Origin of the sequence: Nocardia rhamnosiphila NBRC 108938 (genome assembly GCF_000720425.1) — a bacterium.
Classification (GTDB): domain Bacteria; phylum Actinomycetota; class Actinomycetes; order Mycobacteriales; family Mycobacteriaceae; genus Nocardia; species Nocardia rhamnosiphila.
Window position 1 is genome coordinate 105,462 of record NZ_JOAJ01000011.1, and the last position, 22,729, is coordinate 128,190.

The following is a 22,729-nucleotide window of genomic DNA, read 5'->3' on the forward strand; positions in this document are numbered from 1 at the left end:
GATCGCCAAGGGCGACCGTGTGAGCCACCTGCGTCCGCGTACGGGTGCCGCTTCCCGGTGGCACAGGCCCAGGTGGTCGTGCATATTGAGGGCATGAAGTACGTCTTGCTGATCTGTGACGACGAGACGGCGTCGCCGAGCCCGGCGGAAATAGCCGCGGATCCGGCACATCGGGCGTATGCGGCGGAATTGGATCGCCGGGGTGCCCGGCGCGGCGGGGCGCGGTTGCGTCCGGTGGCGGACGCGACGACGGTGCGGGTGCGGGGCGGGGAAACGCTGGTGTCCGACGGCCCGTACGCGGAGACCAAGGATTTCATCGGCGGCATCGATATCATCGAATGCGCGGACCTGGACGAGGCGATCGAACTCGCGGCGCGTCATCCCTACGCCCTGCACGGATCGATCGAGGTCCGCCCCGTGTGGGAATGACCGCGCCATTTGCGGTGCGGGCCGCGGTGGACCGGGCCTATCGCAACGAATGGGGTCAGCTGGTCGCGACCTTGATCGGGGACACCGGGGATTGGGATCTGGCCGAGGACTGCGCGCAGGAGGCGTTCGCCGCGGCGCTGTCCACCTGGGCCCGCGATGGTGTGCCCGACCGGCCGGGGGCCTGGCTCACCACTACGGCGCGCAATCGCGCGACCGACCGGCTGCGCCGCGAGACGGCCGCCGGCGCGAAGATGCGGCAGCTCGCGCTCCTGGACCGAAACCCTGTCGAGCCTGCGCCGGAGGGGATTCCCGATGAGCGGTTGCGGCTGATCTTCACGTGCTGCCATCCGGCACTGCCGTTCCCCGCCCGGGTCGCGCTCACCTTACGTACCCTGGCGGGTCTGAGCACCGCCGAGATCGCCAAGGCATTCCTGACCGCCGAGTCCACGATGGCGCAACGCCTGGTGCGCGCCAAACGCAAGATCGTCGAGGCCGGCATCCCGTATCGGGTCCCTCCGGCGGAGCTGCTGGCGGACCGGTTGTCCGCGGTCGCGGCGGTGCTCTACCTGATCTTCAACGAGGGGTACGGCGACGCGGACGGGCGGCGCGGGCTGACGGCCGAGGGTATCCACCTCGCTCGGGTGCTGGTCCGGTTGCTGCCCGCCGAGCCCGAGGCGCGGGGACTGCTGGCACTGATGCTGCTGCTCGAGGCCCGCCGCGAGCACCGCACCGAGGACGGTGTGCTGGTCTCCTTGGAGGACCAGGACCGCTCCCGGTGGGACCGCGCGCTGATCACCGAGGGGGTCCGGACACTGGACGAGGCGCTGGCCGCGCGGCGTCCCGGGCCGTATCAGGTGCAGGCCGCGATCGCGGCCTGCCACGCCACCGCGCCCGACTCGGCGGCCACGGACTGGCCCCAGATCGCGGCGCTCTACCGGGAGCTCGCGCGGCTGGCTCCCTCGCCCGTGGTCGATCTCAACTACGCGGTGGCGGTCGCGCTGGCCGACGGCATCCCGGCCGGTCTCGCGCTCGTCGATGAGCTCGCCGGGTCCGGCCGCCTGGCGGGCTACTATCTGCTGCCCGCCACCCGAGCCGATCTGCTGCGCCGGGACGGCCGAGCCGCCGAGGCCGCCGAGGCCTACGCGGCGGCGCTGGAACTGGCGCCGACGGATGCCGAGCGCCGCTACCTGTCCGGGCGCCTCCGCGCCCTCTGACCGGCGCTCACGCTCCTCGAAGAAATTCGGGTAATTTTTTCGCGCCGGTTGTCGATTTCGCGGTACCTGCTTCGTCGGTGGGACGAACCACCCGATGAATGAGAGGTAGAACAATGTCGAACACCGAGTACCTGACCGCCACCATGTCCGTGGACCGGACCCCCGACGAGGTCTTCGCGGCCGTCACCGATGTCCGCGGATGGTGGAGCGAGAACATCATCGGCGCCACCACCACCGTGCACGACGAATTCGTCTTCACCGACGACAGCAGATACGCGGGCGAAACGGCCGCGGGGAAGCCGGGCATCCGCTTCGCCCGGTTCCGGCTCACCGAGGTGACGCCGGGCGCGCGGGTGGTCTGGCAGGTCGTGGATTCCGACCTCACCTTCGTCGACGACCGGGCCGAGTGGACCGGTACCACGGTCGTCTTCGACCTCACCGCGACCACGGAAGGCACGACCCTGCACTTCACGCACGAGGGCCTGACCGCCGCCGGATCCGAATGCTTCGAGGCGTGCTCGCGCGGCTGGACCTTCTACATCACCGAAAGCCTGCCGCGGCTGATCACCACCGGCACCGGCGATCCCATCCCCGACTACAACTCCTGAACCGCCGTCGGCGGGCTGTTTCCGGCGCCGGGCACGGGATAGCCGGGCATCGACCTCACGCATGGTCCACGCGGAAGGTGATGCCGCGCCGACAGCAACGCCGGAACGCCGCCGGGTGGAGGCCTGGCGGCGTTCCGTCCGGAAGACCGGCGTCCGGTAGGCGCCACTCGGCAAGTGGTCGCTCATGCGACGAACAGGTACTGCCCGTCCGGGCCCGGATCAGCTCTCCCCGCGACCGCTCCGCCCGCTCGCGGCCGACTGCCCGAAGAAGAAGCCGAGGATCAGCAGGATCATGTTCATCACGATCTCCGGGACCTGCGTATCGGTGAACATCGCGACCACCAACACGAGACTGAACCCGACCAGCAGGACTGCGCCGATGAGCACGGCGATGGGCTCACGCTGGAACAGCGACCACCGCATCCGTGAGCGGCGCTCGTTCAGGTCTCGGACCACATTCTGCAATTCGGTCTCCAATGCAGCGTCCCGCGCGTCCTCGGTCACCGAGGATTTCGCCACCACGTCCTGGGCCCGCTGGATCTGGGCCGCGACCATCTGCCTCGCCACCGGGTCGTGGATCGCGGATTCGGCGACATGCCGGATCTGGTCGAGCTCACGTCGCGCCGTGGTATTCCGCAGCCCCGCCTGGAGTTCTTTGCGGATATCGGCGAGCCGGCGCAGCATGTATCCCTCGCCGACCACATCGGTCACGCCGTTGCTGTCGGTGATCTCGAACGGTTGCCGATCCTGCCGGGGGACGGTCTCCATCATGTTCTCGACCCGGGACAGCCACGCCGCGACTTCGTCCGGTGTGACGCCCTCGAAGGTGCGCGGGATGCCGAGTTCCTCCTTGATGTTGTTGCGGACGGCTTCGCGGTTCTCCGGCGAAACATCTCGTTCTTCCCGCGACTCTCTGCGACCCAACGCATTCCTCCCACACTGACCCATGTTTGCCGGACCAGCGTACGGGCTCCACGCCGGAGCAGGAACGGGATCCACCCTCGCGCAATGAATCCCGGGGCCGCATCGGCCCGCACCGCACACCCTCGGCGCCCGCAGCCAGGAGTCCGCGACCGCCCACGGGCCGGACGCCACCGCCGTTTCCGCAGCAAGGGACCCCTGTACCTACCGGCGGTCGACATCGACCACTACGACGCCGGGGCCGGGCAGGCGAGGACCGTGCCGTAGGGATTCGGCGCCGGGTCCGAGCGTGACGGGCGCACACTCCCCCACCTCACCACAGATCGGCGGGCTGCTCGGCCGCTCGCGCCGGCCATCCGGCACTCGGACGGAGAACTCACCCGGGCGACTGCCGCACCGGGTCGCCGGAATCGTCGATCCGGCGTATCGAGGATTGGCTTCGACCACAGCGGGTAGCACGACGGCCGACATCCGCTCCGCGACTCAGCGAGGAGAAACCATGGCCCAGCAAGTCTCCGACTATGTCCTGCGCCGCCTCCGCGAATGGGGGGTCGAGCAGGTATTCGGTTACCCCGGCGACGGCATCAACGGGCTGGTGGCCGCGTTCGGCCGCGCCGACAATTCACCGCGGTTCGTCCAGGCCCGGCACGAGGAGATGGCGGCGTTCCAGGCGACCGGATATGCCAAGTTCAGCGGCAAGGTGGGCGTCTGCACCGCGACCTCGGGCCCCGGCGCGATCCACCTGCTCAACGGGCTCTACGACGCCAAGCTCGATCACGTCCCGGTCGTGGCGGTGGTGGGCCAGACCGCGCGTAGCGCGATGGGCGGCAGCTACCAGCAGGAGGTCGACCTGCAGTCGCTGTACAAGGACGTCGCCGCCGACTATCTGGTCGAGGTGAACGTCTCCAGCCAGCTGCCGAATGCCCTCGACCGGGCCTTCCGCACCGCGATCACCCGCCGCTCCCCCACCGCGGTCATCATCCCGGCGGATCTCCAGGAAGAGCCCTACGAGCCGCCGCAGCACGAGTTCAAGCAGGTGCCGTCCAGCCCGCCCGCGGCCCTGGTGACGAGTTCCGATCCGGCCGACGACGAGATCCGGCACGCCGCCGACGTGCTCAATGCCGGGTCGAAGGTCGCCATCCTGATCGGCCAGGGCGCCCGGGCGGCTGCGGCGGAAGTACTCGAGGTCGCCGACCGCACCGGCGCGGGGATCGCCAAGGCCCTCCTGGGCAAGGACGTCCTCCCCGATGACCTCCCGTTCGTCACCGGATCGATCGGATTGCTGGGCACCCGGCCCAGCTACGAGTTGATGCGTGACTGCGACACCCTGCTGATCGTGGGTTCGAATTTCCCCTACACCCAGTTCCTGCCCGATCTCGATCAGGCGCGGGCGGTACAGATCGACCTCGACGGCGCGATGATCGGCATGCGCTACCCCACCGAGGCCAACCTGGTCGGCGACGCGCGGACCACCCTGCGCCACCTGATCCCGCTGCTGAACCGCAAGGAGGATCGCTCCTGGCGCGAGGAGATCGAGCAGAATGTGGACCGCTGGTGGACCACCATCAAGCGGCAGAGCATGCTCGACGCCCACCCGATCAATCCGATGCGGGTGGTGTGGGAACTGTCCGAACGGATCCCCGGCAACGCCATCGTGACCGCGGATTCCGGATCCTCCACCAACTGGTATGCCCGCTGCCTGCGCTTCCGCGATCAAATGCGCGGGTCACTGTCGGGCACCCTCGCCACGATGGGCCCCGGGGTCCCCTATGCCATCGGCGCGAAGTTCGCCCATCCCGACCGCCCCGCGATCGCCCTGGTCGGCGACGGCGCCATGCAGATGAACGGGCTGGCCGAGCTCATGACCGTCGCGCGCTATCAACATCTGTGGCAGGATCGCCGGCTGATCGTCTGCGTCTTCCACAACAACGATCTCAACCAGGTCACCTGGGAGTTGCGCGCCATGGGCGGCGCACCGAAGTTCGAGGAATCGCAGAGCCTTCCCGATGTCTCCTATGCCGAGATCGCGCGGGCGATGGGCATCGAGGCGGTCGCGGTCGAGAAGCCGGACGCGATCGGCGCCGCCTGGGATTACGCGCTCGCCGCGGACGGTCCGGTACTGCTCGACGTCCGATGCGACCCGGAGGTGCCGCCGATTCCACCGCACGCCAGCTATGAGCAGCTGAAGGAGATGGCCGCCTCGGTACTGCGCGGCGACCCGGACGCCTGGCATCTGATGGTGCAGGGCGCCAAGACCAAGGCGCAGGAGTTCCGGCGCTGACCGGCGGGAAGCACCGGTGCCGTCGGCCGGTCCCGCCGATACGGAGCCGCTACGGGCGCGGGGGCCTCATGCCCAGGCGTGAGCCCCCGGGCTCGGCGACAGCGGCGACATGAGCCGCCCCCAGAATTCGTGCCGGATCGCATCCCAGAGTCCGGCCAGTTCCGGATAGAGTTCGCGCGCTCGCGCGAGATCCGGATAACTGCCGGAGGGAAAGCAGACCACCGGGGAGGCGTCGGCGAGCTTCTCGACCACGACGATGGCGATAGCGTGATCCCGCAGCATCCGCCAGGTGGCGCGAAGCCCGTCGACCTCCGTCCGGCACATTTTTGGCGCCGGGCCGTCGAAGCTTCCGGACGGCTGGGGGGTGAGTGCCAGGCCGGTGGGTGATTCTGCGCCGTGACGAGCTCCCCGGTGAGGGCCCTCGACGCCGCGATACGGATGTTCGTGCATGTCGGTCCCTTTCCTGACCCGTGACGCCCGGGGTGACGCCATTGAGTTAATCTAATACCTCTGAAGTCATAGTTCAATGGCTTAGTCGAATTGGAGCGTCGATTCATCGTCGGACGCCCCGGGGCGGCGCCGCGTCTCTATTGACTCCATAGTTCATATTTCAAGTTGCACGGCCTAGGATCGATGCATATACCGCGCACCAGAGGAGTCGCGTTGCCCCAGCAGGAACGCGCGGGCCTGACCGCGCTCAGTGCTGTTCTGTCACCACTGGAGGGCAGTGGTCCGAAGACGGAGGCCGTGGTCCAGCGGTTGTCCGCGGCGATCAGCCTCGGGGTGATGGTCGACGGCCAGCAGTTGCCGAGCGAGTTGACCCTCGCCGACCAGTTGGGTGTATCGACGATGACGCTGCGGGAAGCACTGGCCGTCCTCCGGGAGCAGGGCATCGTCCGCACCAAACGAGGACGCGGGGGCGGCAGCTTCATCTGTTCCTCCGCGGAGGCCCTGGAGCACACCGCGTCGGCACGGTTGCAGCAGATGAGTCTCGCGGAATTACGTGACCTCGGGGATGCGCAGTTCGCCATCGCCGGCGCGGCCGCGGTATTCGCCGCCCGCCGCGGCGGGCGGGCCGATATCGCCCGGCTCCACGCCCTGACCGACCGGTTACGGACCAGCACCGAGCCGATCGCGGCCCGGCGGGCCGACAGCCGTTTCCATATCGAGATGGCCGTGTGCGCGCAGTCCACCAGGCTGACCCGCGCCCAGGTCGACCTCCAGGCCGAACTCTCCGCACTGATCTGGCTGCCGCGACTGGCGCTCGATCCGGCCGCCGAGGCGTCCGTCCACAGCGACCTGGTACGCGCCATCGAACGGGAGGATGATGTCGAGGCCCGGAAACTGGCAGAATCGCATAGTGAATCCCGCATCCGTCGACTCGTCGCCCTACGTATGGAGCTCAGTGATCGATGACGGACAATCCAAGACCTCCGACCATCGAGTCGCTCGCCTCCGTCGTGGCGGAGCTGGCCGAGCAGATCTTTCTGTCGCTGACCACGATAGGAACCGCGCTGACGCGTGTATGGGACGAAGCCACCGCGAATCGCCGATCCACTCCCCGTTCGACCGATCTGGCGCGGCTGCGCGAACCCATCGCCCATGAGCTCGAGCAGGTGGGCGACCTGTTCGACGGGGCGGGCGTGGTCATCGCCGACGGTGCACTCGCCGACCGGCCGCGGTTCCTGGAGTGGTGGCAGGTGCATTCGGCCCACGGACCCCAGCGGCTGAACCCCGAGCTGAACCCGCTCAGCGAATACTTCTACGACTACACCCAGATGGACTGGTATGTGATCCCGCGTGACGAGCGGCGCCGCTGGGTGCACGGACCCTATATCGATTTCGCGTGCACCGACCAGTACGTGTGCACGTTCGCGGTGCCGGTCACCACCGCGCCGGGACAGTTCCTCGGAATAGCCGGGGCCGATGTGCCGGTCGGCGCGATGCAGGAGATCCTGCTTCCCCGGTTCCGGGCCTCGGGCCCCGCTCTCGTACTCGTCAACGACGAGGGCCGCGTCCTCCTCGCCACCGATCCGGGCCTCCCCCCTGGGTCCAGGACCGGCCGTGTCGGCTGGACCGGTACCGGCGTGCCGATCGACGCGCTTCCGTGGTCGCTGTGCCGGTTGGAGGGCACCACCACCTACTGAGACGGTCACCGTTCGGACCGGCAACGGTGACCGCGATCCGGGTGCAGGCTTCAGCGCACGTTCAGATACTCCAGCAGCTCCCCGTGGAGTAAGCCGTTCGACGCGGCCGCGCTGCCACCGAGGGGGCTCGGATGGCCGTCGAGACCGGTGAAGCTCCCACCCGCCTCGGTGACTATGACGGCGCCGGCGGCCATATCGCCCGGGGAGAGCGCCGGGTCGGCGCAGACGTCGACCACCCCCTCCGCGACCATCATGTAGGGCCAGAAGTCGCCGTAGGCGCGCGTGCGCCAGACCGCGCGGGACAGCTGCAGCAAACCGTTCAGCCGGCCGTGCTCCTCCCAGCCCGTGAGGGTGGAGTACGCGAAGGACGCGTCCGGCAGTTTCGACACCCGGGACACACACAGGCGGGATGCCGAGGAAAGACTACGGCCGGTGAAGGCACCGTGACCCTGCACGGCCCACCAGCGGCGGCCCAGCGCCGGCGCCGAGACGACGCCGACGACGGGCCGGTAATCGCCGCCCGACACCTCCAGCAGGGAGATCTGCGTCGCCCACACCGGAACGCCGCGCGCATAGTTCTCGAGGCCGTCGATGGCGTCGACCACCCAGCAGCGGGGGCCGGTGCCGTCCAGGCCCTGCCCCGCACCGAGAACCGCGTCCCGGGGGCGGGCGCGCTGCAGCTGTCCACGGACCAGCTTTTCCACCGCGGCCTGAGTATCGCTCCATCGGGCCATATCCGGCCTGGTCTCGATATCGAGGTCCAGGGCCTTGAAGTGGTCCATACTCGCCGCGTCGGCGGTGTCCACGAGCACATGGGCGAAGCGGAGGTCGTCGAGGTGGTCCATCATGAAACGAAGCTATCCGCACCACACGGACGGTGCCACCGGGCCGCACCCGCCGCGGCCGGCGCACCCGCTACCGCTGCTGCGGCCGCGACCTCGAAATATTCAGCGACCCAACCGCTTCGAACACTCCGCCATCTCCTCGATCACGAGATCCATGGAGGTGGCGCGACGCGACGCCGACAGCATCATCCGATCGGCGCCCAGTCCGCGGGCCCGGTCGAGCTCCGCCTCGTCCACGCGCCGCAACGTGGCTCCGAGCACGAGGGAGATCTCCGCGGGGTCCCGCTCGGCCCGAGCAGCCGCGGCACGCATCACGCCGATCGCCGTATCCAGTTCCTCGCCGGCCAGACCCAACGGCTGGAACCCGTCGCCCAGCCGGCCGGCCCGCCGGGCAGCCGCGGCACTGTGGCCCCCGATGTACAGCGGGACACCGGATTCCCGGAGTGGTGTGGGCCGGCTGTACGCACCGGTGAACGAGAAATACTCGCCGGCGAAGTCCACACTGTCACCTCCGGCCCACAGCGCGCGCATCACCGCAATGGCCTCGTCGGCGATCTCGCCGCGACGATCGAACCGTCCACCGCAGGCCTCGACCTCCTCACGCATCCACCCGAGACCGAGGCAGACACGCAGCCGCCCGCCGGAGAGCCGGTCCAGCGTCGCCAGCCGTTTGGCCAGCACCACCGGATTGTGGTTGGGCAGTACCAGGACACCGGTGGACACACCCAGCGTCGTGGTCGCACCGGCGACGAACGACAGCAGTTCCACGGGGTCCGGGATATCGCAGTCGTCGGGCAGAGGTGATCGGCCGGTCGGCGAGTAGGGGTACACACTGGCGGTATTCGCGACGACCACCGAATGTTCCACGGCGGAGATCTCGTCGAACCCGAGTGACTCCGCCGCCCGGGCGAAGCGCAGAATCTGCTCCGGTTCGCCACTCGACCCCAGTTCGACCGGGATCACCACACCGAGCTTCATACCCTGCCTCCTTCGCCTACACCGGCGCGCGCGCCGCGCCCCGGACTTCCCGGGAACCGCATCATGGACGGGCGACTCCCGGCTCCGGCAGGAATCTCGCGCGGCCGTGGGTGTGGAATTCACGCTCGAGCGCCTGCTCGTCCGTTTCGGTCAGCGGTACGTACTTCGGCGTCCCACGACCCACCCGGTGGAACACCGGTTCGTCTCCACGCCACAACTGCGCCTGCAATTCCCGCTTGAGCACCTTGTTCGATCCGGTCACCGGCAATCTCGACGACACCCGCACGAACCGGGGCGCCGACTTGGTACCGAGATCGTCCTGACCGGCCAGGAACTCCGCGAACTCGTCCGGATCGAAGTCGGAGTCCTCGGCGACCTCGATCGCGGCCATCACCTGGTCGCCCGAGCGCGGATCGGGCACCGCGTACACACCGGTCGCGATGATCTTCGGGTGCCGCCGCAGAATCCGCTCGATCAGCAGCGCCGAGATGTTCTCCCCGTCCACGCGGATCCAGTCGCCCCGCCGGCCGGCGAAATAGATGAACCCGGCTTCGTCGATATAGCCGAGATCACCGGTCCAGTACCAGCCGTGCCGGATCCGCTCGGCCACCGCGGACTCGTTCTTGTAATACCCCTCGAAACGTTTCGCGCCGCCCTTGTCGACCATCTCGCCGATGGCCTCGTCCGGGTTGACAACCCGGCCGTGCCGGTCGAGTTCCGCCCGGGCACATTCACGCCGGGTCTCCGGGTGCACCACGACGATATCGCTGTGCGCCGGCCGGCCCAGCGCGCCCGCGGGTGTATCCGGGTCCGGCTTCACCGACCCGGCGCCCTCGGACGACCCGTAACCCTCCAGCAGCTCGGCCCCGAATCGGCGCGAGAACTCCGCCCGGTCCTCCGGCGATGCCTCGGTGCCGAACCCGCGGACGAGGGTGTTGTCGGTATCGTCGGGCCGCTCCGGGGTGGCCATCAGGTAGCTCAACGCCTTGCCCACATAGGTGAAGAACGTGACGCCGAAGAACCGCACATCCGGTAGGAATCCGGAGGCGGAGAACTTCGGTGTCAGGCAGACGGTCGCACCATTGGCCAGGGCCGGTGCCCACAACGCCATCAGCGCGTTGCCGTGGAACAACGGCATACAGCAGTAGTCGACATCTGCGCGCACATGACCGTATTTCTCGGTGTTCGCGTACGCGAGGCGTGCCAACCGGCCCTGGCTGCACCGCACCGCCTTGGACATCCCGGTGGTTCCGGAGGTGAACAACAGCAGGAACAGCGCCGATTCGACCACCGCCGGGCCGGCCGTGGGCTCCTCGACCCGGTGCGCGGCCACCCGGTCGAGGTAGGACGGTGTGTCGACGAGGAGGAACCGGTCCGCGCTCAACCCGAGGTCGAGATCACCGATCCGCGCCATGCCCGCGGAATCGGTGACGATCAGTTGACAGTCGACATAGCGGATCTCGGCCTCGAGTTCGGCGCCACGCCGCGTCGGGTTGATGCCGGCGATCACCGCCCCGCTCAGGGCCGCACCGCCGAGCCAGAACAGGAACTCGGGAGTGTTCTCGAGCAGCACACCGATATGGAACGGGCCGTCGACGCGCAGCGAGGTGGCCAGTGCACCCCGGGCCGCGCTCTCGCGCACCGTCTCGTCCCAGGTCCAGTCCCGCTCCCGGGTCCGTACACCCGGATGTGTGTCGCCGAGACGATCGAGCAGCATCTCCGCTATCGTCACGCGTTCCAACTCGGCTCCTGTCCTCGTTCCGGATGCCATCCGGTCCCGCTGGTTCCGCGTCGGCATCTCGCTCCGACGCTATCCATCTCGGCGCCCGGCGCGTCGGTGCGGTCTCGGCCAGTGGAAAGGTGCCGCGCGCTCGCGCCGAGCCGTGCGATCTTGTCTCCATGGACCTCGAGCACACGATCACCCGGCTCGCCGCGATCGAGGCGATCAGAGACCTGATCTTCGCCTATTCCCATCTGATCGACCGGGGCGCGCTCGACGAAGTGGCGGAGCTGTTCGCGGACGCGGTGTACGGCCGGTGTGACGGGGCGGGCGTTCCGATCGGCGAACTCATCATCGCGGACGCGCGGGCGGTGCTGGCCGCCAATCGGAGATTCATCAAAATGCACGGCGTGCCGGAGTCGCCGCGGACGAAGCACCTCACCACGAACGTCCGAATCCAGGTCGCGGACAACAACACCGAGGCGACCGCGCTGTCGTACGTGACGGTGGTGCAGGCAGCCGGCGAACTGCCGCTGCAGCCCATTCTCACCGGCCGCTACTTCGACGAGTTCGCGTTCGGCGCCGGGAGCTGGCGGTTCACCCGGCGACTGTGCTGCATCGACCACACCGGCGACCTCAGCGAGCACGCGCGACGCGCGCCGTAAACCGGCACCGGCCGCCGACAAGCGCAGCATCCGACGGTCGCGGGCGGTGCCGGCGTTCTGTCCGGGTCGCCCGGCACTAGCGCGGGCGGGCGACCGTCTTGTCGATGAACAGGCCTGCCACGGAGACACAGAGCGTCCCGTCGGCGGTGCGGATCTCGCCGATCGAGTTGATCTTGGAACCTTCCTGCGAAACCATCCGGCCCCGCACCGTGAGCGGCACGAACAAGGGCGTCGGCCGGTGATACCGCACATTCAGCTGCGCGGTAGGACCGTTGCGTCCGGCCCACGTATTGGCGACCCCGAGGGTGTGATCGAGCAGTTGCGCGGCCACTCCCCCGTGCACATGGCCCGGCGGCCCCTGATACGGGATGGTCAACGTGACCACCCCGTCGACCGACCCCTCCCCGCGACCGGTGAGCACCAGCGGCGGTGCGATGGCGTTCTCCGGGCCGGTCACCGGGTCATGGCGGGTGACGCCCTCCCCGTGCCACATATCGACCAGCCGTTCGGCAACCGCCGGGGCGTGTTGCTCGAGATGGTCGGCGATACTGTCGAGTTCTTCGGCCACGCGATCGAGGTTCGCATTCGCGCGGTCGGTGCGCAGCAATGCGTCGACCACCCGCCGCGCCGCGGCAGTCGCGCGGTCGACGGGCGCGTCCCCCGGTGCCGAGGTCAGCACCGTGCCATCCGGAGAATCGTCCACTGTCGGACGAACGTTCGGACCGTGGCTCATCGAACCTCCAGAGTGACGCGGGTAGGCGCCGGTCGATATCTCGCGGCGTGGCCCGGAGGTTAGTGGTGCGCACCGAGGGAGCGGGCGTCGAAGTCCCACCCACCGAGAAGACGGTTCGGCCCAGGGGCGATTCGAGCTGAGATGGAGAGTATGGAACCTACCGACCGTCTTGCCGTACTCACGCTCGCGGCGCGATACGCGCAGGCCGTCGATCGCCGGGATCCCGCGGCGCTGGAATCCCTGTTCGCGCCCGAGATGGTGCTGCTGCTGCCGCCCGAACTGAACAGGACGAACGCACCGAGCGAACTACGCGGCCGGGAGCCGGTGGCCCGGTCGGTGGTGGAATCGGTATCGCATCTGGTGGCCACCCGACACGTCGTCGAACAGCAGATACTCGAACCCGCCACCGCCCGCGACGCCCACGGTGAGACCTATTGCACGGCGCACCATATCTATTCGCGGGGTGACGGGCACCGGGACCATCGCCTCGCCCTCCGATATCAGGACACCTTCCTCTACACCGAAGGTGCCTGGTTGTTCTCCCGGCGGGACCTCGTGGTCGACTTCGCCGAGGATGTGCCGGTGACCCGGTCGGCGCCGCACGGGGCCACGGGGTGAGCACGGTCATCAGGGGTCGAGCTGGGACAGGGCGAATGCTGTCAGGAAGCCGGACACGGTGATCAGGCCGATCCAGATATGAGCGTGTTCGAACGCTTCCGGGATCATCGTGTCGGCGATCATCGCCAGGATCGCCCCGGCGGCCAACGCGGTGATCGCGGCCAGCACGGTCGCCGACGCACCGCCGAGCAAGCCGTAACCGGCCATCGCCGCCGCGCCGCTGATCACCGCGATACCGGCCCACAGGGTGAACACATACCCGGGGCCGCGGCCGGCGCGGCGCATCCCCGAAGCGCTGGACAGTCCTTCGGGGACATTGCTGATGAACACCGCCGCGACGGTCACGGCGCTGACGGCGCCGCCTCCGAGCAAGGTGGTGCCGATGACGATCGACTCCGGAATTCCGTCCAGTAACGCGCCCAGGGCGATCGCGGTGCCGGAACCGGATTGTTCGGATTCCGAGGGTTGCTGGTCGCCCGAGCGTTTGCGGTGCCGCGCCCCGCGCCGGGCCAGCACGATATTCGCGAACGTGTAGATCAGTGCCCCGGCGATCGCGCCGAACGCGGTGGGCACCATTCCGCCCCGTTCGTGGGCTTCGGCGATCAACTCGAACGATACGGCCGACAGCAAGACACCGCTGCCGAAGGCCATCACACTGGCCACGATCGCCACCGGTATCCGGGCAAGGTACCCGACCAGGGCGCCCAGCAGCAGCGATGATCCGGCCAGCAATCCCCAGCCGCCCGCGACCAACACATCCCACACGCGCGAATCGTCTCCTCACACACTGTGCCCGGGGGCACCACTCATCGAGCCCTCGGCTACCCGCGACGATCGCGGAGAAACCGGCGGCGGCCGACGCCGGCGACCCGGGCACACGAAACCCGGGTCAGCGGAACGGATTCCGACCGGGCATGCCTGTCCGGGACAGGCTACGCGGGGGCGACGGTGCCGCGGCGCCGGAAACCGGCCGGGGTCTCCACATGCACCCAGCAGCCGCTCGCGCCGTCGCCCAGGGCGGCCAGCGGCGGGGGCAGAAACGACGGCGGAGCGAATCGCACGTCGGTGCGCTGCGTGGCCGTGGTGACCACAGCGGCCTGTTCGGGCCCGCTCCATTCGCTGACCCACAACCCGCCCACGATCCACACCGGGGGTGTGGCGCCATCGGCGAGGGTGACCCTCACCGGATCGCCCACGTATTCACCCCACACCACCCACCATCGGCCCGGAGTGTTCGAGGCGATCGGCCCCGACACCCCGACGGCCATATCCGCGCGCCCCGACCACGGCCGCCACAGCAGTTCGTCCGCGCCGGCCTCGGTCACGATCTCCCCACCCGGCTGCGGCTGGGTTACCCGGAAGCAGCGATCGGAGCCGCGCCACTGTAATCGCATCCCCGACAGTGGTAACACTTCCGACTCGAGATTCGACTCGTGATATCCGTTCGCCATCACGGCTCCTCACTCCTGCGCTGCTCCGCTCCCGTACTGCCCCGGAGCGCCGACACCGGCCGTGCTACCCACCCCTCCTGTTACTAAACCGTGATCATGAAGAGGGCCGTCCCGCTCCCCGAGACCGCGGCGACCGTCGACCGGCCGTGCCCCGGTCGCCCCTGGGGGTCACCGGGGGATGGGCTGCCGGCGCACGCACCCGTCATGACCGGCCGGGACATCACGGGTGCGTGTTCGGCTCCGCCGTCACGTATCGGGGTTGTGGCCCGGTCATGTCATCGAGCGCGGGCGGCACGAGGGCGGCCGAATCTCGGGGGCCGGTGTGCGAACGGGCCGTGGTCGTGGCGGGAAGTCGGTCAGCCCGTGATCGTGCATTATCGGTATGCCGTAGCGGCGCTCGAAAGCGGTCCGCAGTTCCGGGCCGGTTTGCGCGGTACTACAGATGGCGATCCGCACCGACGAGATATGCGGTCGGCTCCCGCCGGGTAGCTCGGACAGCCGGCGGTACACCGCCGGGGCCGCCGCGAAACAGGTGGCGCCGCTGGACTCGATCCGGTCGAAGAATGTCGCGGGATCGAACGGGGCGATGGTGGCACGTCCGTCGGCGAGCAGCGGCGCCAACACCCCCAGGACGATGCCGTCGACATGGGACAGCGGCTGGATCGACAGACTGTGGTCGGTGCCGGTGATCGCGAAGATCTCGATCGCCAATCGGCACAGCGCGTTGAGGTTCATATGGTCGAGCACGGCAATCGTCGACTCGTCCCCGGATCCCCCGACGGGCACGAGTAGTGCCGGTGCGTCGTCACTCACCCGCGCCGGCTCAGCAGTGTCGGGATCGGCTGCGGTGAGCCGGTCGGCGGAAACGACGGAACGCACCGGGCCGGCAGGAGCCGGATCGTGCGCGGCGACCAGAACCCGGGCGCCCGCGCGGGCCATGCGGCGGCCGGCTTCTCCGGCGGGTGACGCCGGATCGAGCGGGGCGACAGCGGCGCCCACCCGCCACGCGGCGAAGAGGGTGACGACGAAGGCGGCGGTATCGGGCAGCATGACCGCGAGCACGTCGCCGGTCGACACGCCGGCGGCGCGCAGCGAGGTCGTCGCCCGCCGCACGGCGTCCAGGAACGCGGCATTGTTCAGTTCGGTGCTGTCGTCGGAGACGGCCGCGGCGTATGGAGCGAGTACCGCACGGCAGTCCGGGAGTACTGCAAGGTTCATAGGCGATCCTCGGGGCAGTGGTCCAGGTGTTGTGCGTCCACGGTAGGAATTTCCGGCCGCCGGGTCTCCGTCGCGCGCCGATGAAGTCCACGGTGGTCTTTGTCTCCGGGAAACAAGCGGATGGACAGTTCCTGCGGGCGGCCCGGACAGAGGTACGGTTGACGGTGTGACGACCGCACGTCACGACACCGCGTACGCAGACCGCTTCATCGCGGAGACAGCTGCCCGGATGAACGTACGGGTAGGCGAGATCAGCGCGGCCATCCGCACCTATATCGAGGATGATATCGCCGATCTGCGCCACGATCCGCGAACCGGCGACCTACTCGGCGAGAGCGTCGAATCGAATATCGCCACCGCGCTGCACGCCCTGCGCTATCACCTCCCTGTCGCCGATATCCAGGCGGCGCCCGCCGCCGTGGACTACGCCAGGCGCCTGGCTCAGCAGGGCGTACCGGCCCACTCACTGGCTCGCGCCTATCGCGTCGGGCAGCGCCGGCTGACCGAGATGGTGTTCGCCGAACTGCACACGATGGACATCCCCCTCACCGAACGAATCGGCGTGGTCGAACGCGTCGCCTCCGCGCTGTTCGAATACATCGACCACATCACCGAACAGGTCCTCGGCATCTACAGTGACGAGCGCGAGCAATGGCTGGAAAGCCGGAACAACATCCGCGCGGTGCGGGCGCGCGAGGTGCTGGGCAGCCGCCAGACCGTCGACGTCGACGCGGTCACCGAGGCGATCAACTATCCGCTGCGCCGGCACCACCTCGCTCTCATCCTCTGGTGCCCCGAGGGCGAGATCGACAGCGAAGCCGTCTCGAATCTGCAGCGGTTCGTCCGCGAACTGGCCGACGCCCTCGGTGCGGCATCCAATCCGTTGGTCATCGCCGCCGACCGGATCAGCGTCTGGGCGTGGCTGCCCTTCGGCTCCGAGCGTGCGGGCCTGGTAGCCGCGGTACGGAGATTCGTATCCGGCCGCCGAGATGCCCCGGACGTCGCGATCGGCACCCTCGGCGCCGGTGTCGACGGATTCCGCCGCTCCCATCGCAGCGCACAGCGCGCATGCTCCGTCGCTCGGGCACACGGGCTGTCCACTCCTGGTGTTGTGGCCGCCGACGACCCCGGGCTGACAACCGCGGCGCTGCTCGGCGGCAGCGTCGAGGAAGCGCGCGACTGGGTGAGCGAGGTGCTCGGCGGCCTGGCCGGCGACAACGAGCACGACGCGCGACTGCGCAATACGCTCCGGTTGTTCCTGGGCACCGGATCGAGTTACAAGGCCGCCGCCACCGAGCTGAATCTGCATTCCAACTCCGTCAAATACCGGGTCGGGCGCGCGATCGCGCGACGCGGCCGCCCGATCGGCGCCGACCGGCTCGATGTCGAGCTGGCCCTGCTGCTGTGCCACTGGTACGGCCCCCTGGTCCTACGGCCGGAACCGAACCGGTAGCTTCCGGATCCGATCAGGCGCGGTCCACCTCCACCATGAAGAAATCGGCTTTCGCCGCTCCACAATCGGGGCACGACCAGTCGTCGGGAATATCATCCCAGCGGGTACCGGGTGCGATACCGTCCTCGGGCCAGCCGAGCGCTTCGTCGTATTCGAAACCGCATTGCACACACTGGAACACTTTGTATCCGGTGGTCATTTCACTGTCCTTTCTTCGGAACGGCCGGTTCGAAATCGATCTTTTCGCGCACACCGCAGTCCGGGCAGCACCAGTCGTCGGGCACCGCCGACCACGCCGTGCCCGCGGGAAAACCTTCCCGCGGGGCGCCGGTGGTCTCGTCGTAGCGGTAGTCGCACACCGGGCAGGAGAAGACGGCCATCAGCCCGCCACCCCGTATCGGGCGAGCACGCGGTGCCGCTTGCTCGGCTGGATGTTCACGCGCGTGATGTCGCCCCGGTAGTGGGCCAGCACGCGGTGGTCCATCACTTTCCGCCACAGCGGCGGGAAGTAGGCCAGGGTGATCATGCCGGCGTACCCGGCGGGCAGTTCGGGCGCGCCGTCCATACTGCGCAGGGTCTGGTAGCGCCGGGTGGGCGCCGCATGATGGTCGCTGTGCCGCTGCAGGTGGAAGAGGAAGATATTGGTGACGAGGTGATCGGAGTTCCAGCTGTGCTCCGGCGTGCACCGGACGTAGCGACCCGACTCCGTGCGCTGCCGGAGCAGGCCGTAGTGCTCGAGGTAGTTCACGGTCTCCAGTAGCGAGAATCCGTAGACGGCCTGGAGCAGCAGGAACGGCAGCACGCCCGGCCCGAACAGCACGGCCAGCGCACCCCACAACACCACGGTCATCGCCCAGGCATTGAGCACATCGTTGCGCACGGTCCACGGGCCCTTACCCATACGCTGCAACCGCGTGCGCTCCAGCGCCCACCCCGACCGCAGCCCGCCCCATACGCTGCGGGGCAGGAAGCTCCAGAAGGATTCCGCGAACCGGGCGCTGGCCGGGTCTTCCGGGGTGGCGACCCGGACGTGATGGCCGCGGTTGTGCTCGATGTAGAAATGCCCGTAACCGGTCTGCGCCAGCGTGATCTTGGACAGCCAGCGTTCGAGTTCGTCTTTCTTGTGCCCGAGCTCGTGGGCGGTATTGATACCCACGCCGCCCATGACGCCGACGGTGAACGCGACCCCGATCTTCGACCACAACCCGAGCCCGCCCTCGATGCCCAGCCAGGACAGGTCCGGTGCGGTCCACAGGTAGGCGGCGAACACCAGGCTCGTCAGCTGGCACGGGATGAAGGCGTAGACGCACCAGCGGTAGTAGCGATCGTGCTCCAGCTGCTCCATCACCTCGTCGGGCGGGTTCTGGCCGTCCGGCCCGAAGAACCGGTCCAGGACCGGCAGCAGCACATAGACCAGCAGCGGGCCGATCCACCACCACACCGCCGCCGGCCGTTCCCAACCCAATTGGTGACACGCCCACACCAGTACCGCGGCCAGACCGAGCGAGGTGGGCGCCACCAGACCGAACAACCACAGGTACCGCTTCCGGTCACGCCACTGCGGTGTCACCTCGCCGTGCGAACTCTTCTCGGACGTCGTCATCGTCGCCCTCCTCACTTCCGTGCGGCCGCCGCTCCGGACGGGCGCTCGGTCGGCGCACACCTCACCGGCACCGGCCGTTTACACTTTTTCAATAAGTGTATTTATTACATACACAGCGTCATATTCTGTCAATAGGGGAGCATTTACGCATGTGATGTAAGGTGATTGCCGTGGCTGACGCGCCGAACTTCCAGAACGAGATGCGCCGACTACTGCGGGAGCGGGTGATCGATACCGCGCGCGAGCTGGTCTGCACCGAGGGGTGGGGCGCGGTCAATATGTCCCGGGTCGCCAAGGAGGTCGGGGTGAGCCGCCCCGTGCTCTACAAGGAGATCGGCACCAAACAGGATCTGGCCGAGGTCGTCATCGCGGCGGAGCTCGACTCCTTCCTCGCCGGCGTCACCGAAACCGTCACCGCCGAGCCCGGCGGCCTACTCGCCGCGATCACCGCCGCCGCCGAGTACACCCTGCGCACCGCGGCCGACAACACCCTGCTCAAAGCCGTACTGGCCGGCCGCTCCGGAGCCGACACCACCTTGCTCCCCACCCTGATGACCGAACCCGAACCCGTCCTGGGCCGGGCCACCGCCGCCTTCGCGGCCATCCTCCGCGCCCGGTACGCCCTCGACGCGTTCGGCGAGCCGGAGATCGACGGCCGGGTCGAAGCGGTGGTGCGGCTGGTACTGAGCCACCTCTTCCAGCCCACCGGCACCATCGACCGCGCCGTCGCCCAGATAGTCCTGGTCGCGGGGCCACTGTTCCACCGCGAGTCCTAGGGACGGAGCCGACCCTCGCCGGACGACGCGGCGCGGCGGCGCCGGTGCCGCGGAAGTGACGGGGTCCACATCACAAATAGGTATACCCCCGGTCATTCGACCGTGGTCGAGACCACCCCGCGCCGAGCACGCTGGAGGAATCCGTCGGCTCACTCCGCGAAGGTCTCCATGTATCCCTCCGATCGAAACCACACCGGCACCAGCGGCGACGTGGGCGTTCCGCCCTCGGAAGACATATTGATGATCCGCAGATGCGCACGGTGCGACAGGCTGTACGCCCCGCTGACCGTCGACTGCGCGTCATGCGCTTCGGACAGCCTGGAATGGGTGCCGTCCAGCGGCGCCGGTTCGATCCTGTCGTGGCGGGTGGTCGACCGCGGGGTCATCGGCGGGCGCGGGGAGACGACGCCGCTGACGGTCGCCGTGGTCGAACTCGACGAAGGACCGTGGGTCTACACCTCGATCGAAGGCAACATTCCGCTGGTCGCCACCGACCCGGTGCGGGTGCGTTTCCGGCCGCGGCCCCGGGACGGCAGATTCCCGGTTTTCACGGTCGCCACCGAAACCGATACCCACGGCCACCGCACCGCCGACCGCTCCGGAGGCGAACATGCCCGCACCTGACCGGCCGCACACCGACTACTCCGTTGCCACCACCTGGGTCCGGACCGCATTACGGCAGTGCGCCGCCCTGGACGCCACGAAATCCTTGCTTCCGGGGACGAAACCGATGCTCGTCTTCGCGATCCGCTGGGCTCCGTTCGGCGGCGCCACCGCCGAGGAACTCTTCCTGAATTTCGGAGTCACCCGGCAGCAGTTCCTGCGGATGACCGGTGCGGCGCTGGCCGCTCGACGGTCCGACGATCCGCGCACGTCTCAGCTGAAACAGCACCTGCTGATGTTGCTGACCCAGGCCTGGCGACCGGACCGCGACATGGAATCGACGTCGGTGATCGCGCGGCCGAACGCGTCGTGAACCCGCCGCCCGGCGTCCCGGCGCACCGCGGTGGGTCATGCGCCGGGCCGGGGCGGCCGGTGAGCCGCGAAGAACGCGTTCGCGACGCCATCGTCACCGGTCTCCGAGATCCGGTTGCACGCTGAGGGCTTCGTGGAGGGGTCGGGCGCCGGAAGGGCCTGCGCGTCACGGTGCGTTCGTTCACTCGGCACAGCGAGGTTCTCTGGATCTGGCCCTCGAGCACGACCGGCGGCTCTACCGGGTCACCCTCGTGGGTGATGTGCCCACGGGTCCGGACGGGCGGGAGTCGGTGGCGTTGGCGGGCGAGCCCGTCGAAGCTTTCGAGGGCCGACGCACGCCGCCGGTCCGCACCGCATGCGGTGGCCTGGGAGGATCGCGGCGGCGCTGAGACATCGGGCCGGCTCGCTGGGCTAGGGTTGTGGCCGCCGGATATCGGGTGCCGCCCGGACGGCCGTCGGCCAACGCTCGCGAGGAGTTCTCATGGGTTCTGCTCGGTCCGTGCGCAATTCCCTGTCCGCGGTGATCGTGGTGCTGCTGGCGGCGACCGGGTGTGTATCCGTGGTGTCCGCCGCCCCGGAACCCGTCGATCAGCGACCCAACGTGGTCGTGATCCTCGCCGACGACCTGGATTCGGCGACGACGCCGGTGTGGCAGGCGATGCCGCGGACCGCCGCACTCATCCGTGACCGCGGGATGGAGTTCACCGACGCGTTCGCGCCGATGCCGATCTGCTGCGCGGCCCGTGCCTCCATCCTGACCGGTCGGTACGGGCACAACACCGGTGTCCTCACCAACGCCGGCGAAGTGGGCGGCTTCGAGACCTTCCGCGCCCGGGGCAACGAGTCCCACACCATCGCCACCGCGTTGCACGGCGCGGGGTACCGAACCGGTATGGCCGGCAAGTACCTCAACGGGCTGGAGGACGACCCCGGGCACATCCCGCCCGGCTGGGACGACTGGCACGCCGGCGTCGACAATTTCCTGTACTCCGGCTACAACTACACGCTCAACGAAAACGGAACCTTCGTGAAATACGGTGTGGCGCCGCAGGATTACGAAACCGACGTGATCCGCGCCAAATCCGAGCGGTTCATCACCGACGCCGCCGCCGCGGGGCAGCCGTTCTTCTGGTACGCCGCCTCCACCGCTCCGCACTTCCCGATTCCGCCCGCGCCCCGGCACCTGGCCGAGACCCGGCCGACAGCCGCGCCCCGGTCACCGAACTATCAGGAGCCCGACGTATCGGATAAGCCGTCGTGGCTGATCGATACCGCGAACCCGCGGGCGGCGACCATCACCGTCACCAACGATCCCGACTACACCAATCGGCTGGGGGCGCTGAACTCCCTCGACGAGATGGTCGCCGGGATCGTCGAAACCCTCGACCGCACCGGCGAACTCGACAACACCTATCTGATCTTCACCTCCGACAACGGTTACAGTCTCGGCGCGCACCGGCTGACCCAGAAGATGGCGCCCTACGAAGAATCCATGCGGGTGCCGCTCGCCGTCACCGGACCCGGAATCCGGCCCGGCCACAGTGGTGCCATGGCCCTGTCCACAGACCTCGCCCCGACCATCTTCGACTGGGCCGGCCTCCCGATCCCCGATCGGACCGACGGCCGCTCGCTCACATCCGTGCTGGCCGGCGAGACCGCCGGGTGGCGTGACGATTTCGTCGCCGAGTACGGGGGTCCGGGTAGCGAGGGCCGCGACGGCATCGCCCAGGAACAGATCCCCGGTACCGACACTCCGCTGATCTACACACTCGATATGCCGTCCTGGAGCGCTGTCCGCACCGACCGCTACCTGTACGCCCGCTGGTACGAACGAGAACGCCCGCTCGACCAGCGCGAATATGAGCTGTACGACCTGCACACGGACCCGTACCAGCTGACCAATCTCATCAAGACCCCCGAAGGACGCGCCGCGCACGCCGACCTGGTCGCCACCCTCGACCGACGCCTGGCCGCTCTCACCGCCTGCGCCGGAGTGACCTGCCGCTGACGGCCGGAAAACGGTCACCTCGATCGGGATCGGACCGGACCGATCGGCTCCGCACCGGCACGGCCACACCGCGGGTCCGATAGTGG

General features: G+C 68.6%; 25 protein-coding genes. 13 read left to right on the forward strand and 12 right to left on the reverse strand.

Features of this window, described 5'->3' with window-relative positions; genetic code table 11:
- The first annotated feature begins 93 nt into the window (after window positions 1-93).
- The 3 genes from IG75_RS0131485 to IG75_RS0131495 all read left to right on the forward strand — a co-directional run bounded on the left by IG75_RS0131485 (window position 94) and on the right by IG75_RS0131495 (window position 2,251).
- Window positions 94-429, forward strand: a complete 336-nt coding sequence (locus IG75_RS0131485) for a YciI family protein (RefSeq protein WP_030524984.1) — start codon at window positions 94-96, stop codon at window positions 427-429.
- Entirely contained in the window at window positions 426-1,643 is a 1,218-nt protein-coding gene (locus IG75_RS0131490) for an RNA polymerase sigma factor (RefSeq protein WP_030524985.1), read from the forward strand. The genes IG75_RS0131485 and IG75_RS0131490 overlap by 4 nt, the downstream gene beginning before the upstream one ends.
- A 113-nt stretch (window positions 1,644-1,756) precedes the next feature.
- A complete protein-coding gene (locus tag IG75_RS0131495; RefSeq protein ID WP_030524986.1) occupies window positions 1,757-2,251 on the forward strand; it encodes an SRPBCC family protein in 495 nt (164 codons plus the stop codon).
- Window positions 2,252-2,470: 219 nt separating this feature from the next.
- On the opposite strand, the gene IG75_RS0131500 is transcribed toward IG75_RS0131495, so the two are convergent.
- Window positions 2,471-3,175: a YrzE family protein gene (locus tag IG75_RS0131500; RefSeq protein ID WP_030524987.1), complete on the reverse strand. Its 705-nt coding sequence runs from the start codon at window positions 3,173-3,175 to the stop codon at window positions 2,471-2,473.
- Between the two features lie 496 nt (window positions 3,176-3,671).
- On the opposite strand from IG75_RS0131500, the gene IG75_RS0131505 reads away from it, so the two are divergent.
- Complete coding sequence (locus IG75_RS0131505; RefSeq protein ID WP_030524988.1) at window positions 3,672-5,453, forward strand: thiamine pyrophosphate-requiring protein; 1,782 nt, start codon at window positions 3,672-3,674, stop codon at window positions 5,451-5,453.
- Between the two features lie 66 nt (window positions 5,454-5,519).
- Here IG75_RS0131505 and IG75_RS0131510 read toward each other — a convergent pair whose 3' ends face one another.
- Window positions 5,520-5,777: a hypothetical protein gene (locus tag IG75_RS0131510; protein WP_030524989.1), complete on the reverse strand. Its 258-nt coding sequence runs from the start codon at window positions 5,775-5,777 to the stop codon at window positions 5,520-5,522.
- Window positions 5,778-6,116: 339 nt separating this feature from the next.
- On the opposite strand from IG75_RS0131510, the gene IG75_RS0131515 reads away from it, so the two are divergent.
- Together IG75_RS0131515 and IG75_RS0131520 are read left to right on the forward strand one after the other, a co-directional pair.
- Complete coding sequence (locus tag IG75_RS0131515; protein WP_210436862.1) at window positions 6,117-6,869, forward strand: FadR/GntR family transcriptional regulator; 753 nt, start codon at window positions 6,117-6,119, stop codon at window positions 6,867-6,869.
- A complete protein-coding gene (locus tag IG75_RS0131520; RefSeq protein WP_156059300.1) occupies window positions 6,866-7,600 on the forward strand; it encodes a cache domain-containing protein in 735 nt (244 codons plus the stop codon). The genes IG75_RS0131515 and IG75_RS0131520 overlap by 4 nt, the downstream gene beginning before the upstream one ends.
- 50 nt (window positions 7,601-7,650) lie before the next feature.
- On the opposite strand, the gene IG75_RS0131525 is transcribed toward IG75_RS0131520, so the two are convergent.
- The 3 genes from IG75_RS0131525 to casI all read right to left on the reverse strand — a co-directional run bounded on the left by IG75_RS0131525 (window position 7,651) and on the right by casI (window position 11,194).
- Window positions 7,651-8,448: an inositol monophosphatase family protein gene (locus tag IG75_RS0131525; protein WP_030524992.1), complete on the reverse strand. Its 798-nt coding sequence runs from the start codon at window positions 8,446-8,448 to the stop codon at window positions 7,651-7,653.
- A 99-nt stretch (window positions 8,449-8,547) separates the two neighbouring features.
- Complete coding sequence (locus tag IG75_RS0131530; RefSeq protein ID WP_030524993.1) at window positions 8,548-9,423, reverse strand: LLM class F420-dependent oxidoreductase; 876 nt, start codon at window positions 9,421-9,423, stop codon at window positions 8,548-8,550.
- A 61-nt stretch (window positions 9,424-9,484) separates the two neighbouring features.
- Complete coding sequence (gene casI / locus IG75_RS0131535; RefSeq protein WP_030524994.1) at window positions 9,485-11,194, reverse strand: steroid-22-oyl-CoA synthetase; 1,710 nt, start codon at window positions 11,192-11,194, stop codon at window positions 9,485-9,487.
- Between the two features lie 128 nt (window positions 11,195-11,322).
- Between casI and IG75_RS0131540 the strand changes: the two genes are divergently transcribed.
- Complete coding sequence (locus IG75_RS0131540; protein WP_030524995.1) at window positions 11,323-11,808, forward strand: nuclear transport factor 2 family protein; 486 nt, start codon at window positions 11,323-11,325, stop codon at window positions 11,806-11,808.
- 76 nt (window positions 11,809-11,884) lie between these two features.
- Here IG75_RS0131540 and IG75_RS0131545 read toward each other — a convergent pair whose 3' ends face one another.
- Window positions 11,885-12,541 (reverse strand): PaaI family thioesterase, encoded by a 657-nt coding sequence (locus IG75_RS0131545; protein ID WP_030524996.1) that lies wholly within the window; start codon window positions 12,539-12,541, stop codon window positions 11,885-11,887.
- Between the two features lie 150 nt (window positions 12,542-12,691).
- On the opposite strand from IG75_RS0131545, the gene IG75_RS0131550 reads away from it, so the two are divergent.
- Entirely contained in the window at window positions 12,692-13,159 is a 468-nt protein-coding gene (locus IG75_RS0131550) for a nuclear transport factor 2 family protein (protein WP_030524997.1), read from the forward strand.
- 9 nt (window positions 13,160-13,168) lie between these two features.
- Here IG75_RS0131550 and IG75_RS0131555 read toward each other — a convergent pair whose 3' ends face one another.
- The 3 genes from IG75_RS0131555 to IG75_RS0131565 all read right to left on the reverse strand — a co-directional run bounded on the left by IG75_RS0131555 (window position 13,169) and on the right by IG75_RS0131565 (window position 15,828).
- A complete protein-coding gene (locus IG75_RS0131555) occupies window positions 13,169-13,924 on the reverse strand; it encodes a ZIP family metal transporter (RefSeq protein WP_030524998.1) in 756 nt (251 codons plus the stop codon).
- A gap of 167 nt (window positions 13,925-14,091) precedes the next feature.
- Window positions 14,092-14,610 carry a hypothetical protein gene (locus tag IG75_RS0131560; RefSeq protein ID WP_030524999.1) on the reverse strand — a complete coding sequence of 173 codons (519 nt, stop codon included), beginning with the start codon at window positions 14,608-14,610 and terminating at the stop codon, window positions 14,092-14,094.
- A 270-nt stretch (window positions 14,611-14,880) separates the two neighbouring features.
- Entirely contained in the window at window positions 14,881-15,828 is a 948-nt protein-coding gene (locus tag IG75_RS0131565) for an AMP-binding protein (protein WP_051715288.1), read from the reverse strand.
- Between the two features lie 166 nt (window positions 15,829-15,994).
- Between IG75_RS0131565 and IG75_RS0131570 the strand changes: the two genes are divergently transcribed.
- Window positions 15,995-17,281, forward strand: a complete 1,287-nt coding sequence (locus tag IG75_RS0131570; RefSeq protein ID WP_051715290.1) for a PucR family transcriptional regulator — start codon at window positions 15,995-15,997, stop codon at window positions 17,279-17,281.
- A gap of 13 nt (window positions 17,282-17,294) precedes the next feature.
- Here IG75_RS0131570 and IG75_RS0131575 read toward each other — a convergent pair whose 3' ends face one another.
- From IG75_RS0131575 to IG75_RS0131585, 3 genes are read right to left on the reverse strand one after another with little or no spacing between them, the layout of a single operon-like run.
- Window positions 17,295-17,480, reverse strand: coding sequence for a rubredoxin (locus IG75_RS0131575; protein ID WP_030525002.1), 186 nt, complete (start codon window positions 17,478-17,480; stop codon window positions 17,295-17,297).
- Window position 17,481: 1 nt separating this feature from the next.
- Window positions 17,482-17,661, reverse strand: a complete 180-nt coding sequence (locus tag IG75_RS0131580; protein ID WP_030525003.1) for a rubredoxin — start codon at window positions 17,659-17,661, stop codon at window positions 17,482-17,484.
- Window positions 17,661-18,884 (reverse strand): alkane 1-monooxygenase, encoded by a 1,224-nt coding sequence (locus IG75_RS0131585; RefSeq protein ID WP_030525004.1) that lies wholly within the window; start codon window positions 18,882-18,884, stop codon window positions 17,661-17,663. The genes IG75_RS0131580 and IG75_RS0131585 overlap by 1 nt, the downstream gene beginning before the upstream one ends.
- Window positions 18,885-19,054: 170 nt before the next feature.
- Between IG75_RS0131585 and IG75_RS0131590 the strand changes: the two genes are divergently transcribed.
- The 4 genes from IG75_RS0131590 (at window position 19,055) to IG75_RS0131605 (ending at window position 22,643) form a co-directional block, all read left to right on the forward strand.
- Window positions 19,055-19,660, forward strand: a complete 606-nt coding sequence (locus tag IG75_RS0131590; RefSeq protein WP_063834218.1) for a TetR/AcrR family transcriptional regulator — start codon at window positions 19,055-19,057, stop codon at window positions 19,658-19,660.
- 327 nt (window positions 19,661-19,987) lie between these two features.
- On the forward strand, window positions 19,988-20,284 hold the full coding sequence (locus tag IG75_RS0131595) for an OB-fold domain-containing protein (protein WP_245713379.1): 297 nt from the start codon (window positions 19,988-19,990) through the stop codon (window positions 20,282-20,284).
- The gene (locus tag IG75_RS0131600; RefSeq protein ID WP_051715293.1) at window positions 20,271-20,636 is read left to right on the forward strand and encodes a hypothetical protein; all 366 of its coding nucleotides are present in this window, start codon (window positions 20,271-20,273) and stop codon (window positions 20,634-20,636) included. The genes IG75_RS0131595 and IG75_RS0131600 overlap by 14 nt, the downstream gene beginning before the upstream one ends.
- Window positions 20,637-21,116: 480 nt before the next feature.
- Window positions 21,117-22,643: a sulfatase family protein gene (locus IG75_RS0131605; RefSeq protein ID WP_051715296.1), complete on the forward strand. Its 1,527-nt coding sequence runs from the start codon at window positions 21,117-21,119 to the stop codon at window positions 22,641-22,643.
- Window positions 22,644-22,729: the final 86 nt, after the last annotated feature.

Excerpts from the sequence above, each read along its gene's own strand:
- IG75_RS0131485 (WP_030524984.1), top strand. The coding sequence starts at position 94 with ATGAAGTACGTCTTGCTGATCTGTGACGACGAGACGGCGTCGCCGAGC.
- IG75_RS0131490 (WP_030524985.1), top strand. The coding sequence starts at position 426 with ATGACCGCGCCATTTGCGGTGCGGGCCGCGGTGGACCGGGCCTATCGC.
- IG75_RS0131495 (WP_030524986.1), top strand. The coding sequence starts at position 1,757 with ATGTCGAACACCGAGTACCTGACCGCCACCATGTCCGTGGACCGGACC.
- IG75_RS0131505 (WP_030524988.1), top strand. The coding sequence starts at position 3,672 with ATGGCCCAGCAAGTCTCCGACTATGTCCTGCGCCGCCTCCGCGAATGG.
- IG75_RS0131510 (WP_030524989.1), bottom strand. The coding sequence starts at position 5,777 with ATGTGCCGGACGGAGGTCGACGGGCTTCGCGCCACCTGGCGGATGCTG.
- IG75_RS0131520 (WP_156059300.1), top strand. The coding sequence starts at position 6,866 with ATGACGGACAATCCAAGACCTCCGACCATCGAGTCGCTCGCCTCCGTC.
- IG75_RS0131525 (WP_030524992.1), bottom strand. The coding sequence starts at position 8,448 with ATGATGGACCACCTCGACGACCTCCGCTTCGCCCATGTGCTCGTGGAC.
- IG75_RS0131530 (WP_030524993.1), bottom strand. The coding sequence starts at position 9,423 with ATGAAGCTCGGTGTGGTGATCCCGGTCGAACTGGGGTCGAGTGGCGAA.
- casI (WP_030524994.1), bottom strand. The coding sequence starts at position 11,194 with ATGGCATCCGGAACGAGGACAGGAGCCGAGTTGGAACGCGTGACGATA.
- IG75_RS0131540 (WP_030524995.1), top strand. The coding sequence starts at position 11,323 with ATGGACCTCGAGCACACGATCACCCGGCTCGCCGCGATCGAGGCGATC.
- IG75_RS0131545 (WP_030524996.1), bottom strand. The coding sequence starts at position 12,541 with ATGAGCCACGGTCCGAACGTTCGTCCGACAGTGGACGATTCTCCGGAT.
- IG75_RS0131550 (WP_030524997.1), top strand. The coding sequence starts at position 12,692 with ATGGAACCTACCGACCGTCTTGCCGTACTCACGCTCGCGGCGCGATAC.
- IG75_RS0131560 (WP_030524999.1), bottom strand. The coding sequence starts at position 14,610 with ATGGCGAACGGATATCACGAGTCGAATCTCGAGTCGGAAGTGTTACCA.
- IG75_RS0131565 (WP_051715288.1), bottom strand. The coding sequence starts at position 15,828 with ATGAACCTTGCAGTACTCCCGGACTGCCGTGCGGTACTCGCTCCATAC.
- IG75_RS0131575 (WP_030525002.1), bottom strand. The coding sequence starts at position 17,480 with ATGACCACCGGATACAAAGTGTTCCAGTGTGTGCAATGCGGTTTCGAA.
- IG75_RS0131580 (WP_030525003.1), bottom strand. The coding sequence starts at position 17,661 with ATGGCCGTCTTCTCCTGCCCGGTGTGCGACTACCGCTACGACGAGACC.
- IG75_RS0131585 (WP_030525004.1), bottom strand. The coding sequence starts at position 18,884 with ATGACGACGTCCGAGAAGAGTTCGCACGGCGAGGTGACACCGCAGTGG.
- IG75_RS0131600 (WP_051715293.1), top strand. The coding sequence starts at position 20,271 with ATGCCCGCACCTGACCGGCCGCACACCGACTACTCCGTTGCCACCACC.
- IG75_RS0131605 (WP_051715296.1), top strand. The coding sequence starts at position 21,117 with ATGGGTTCTGCTCGGTCCGTGCGCAATTCCCTGTCCGCGGTGATCGTG.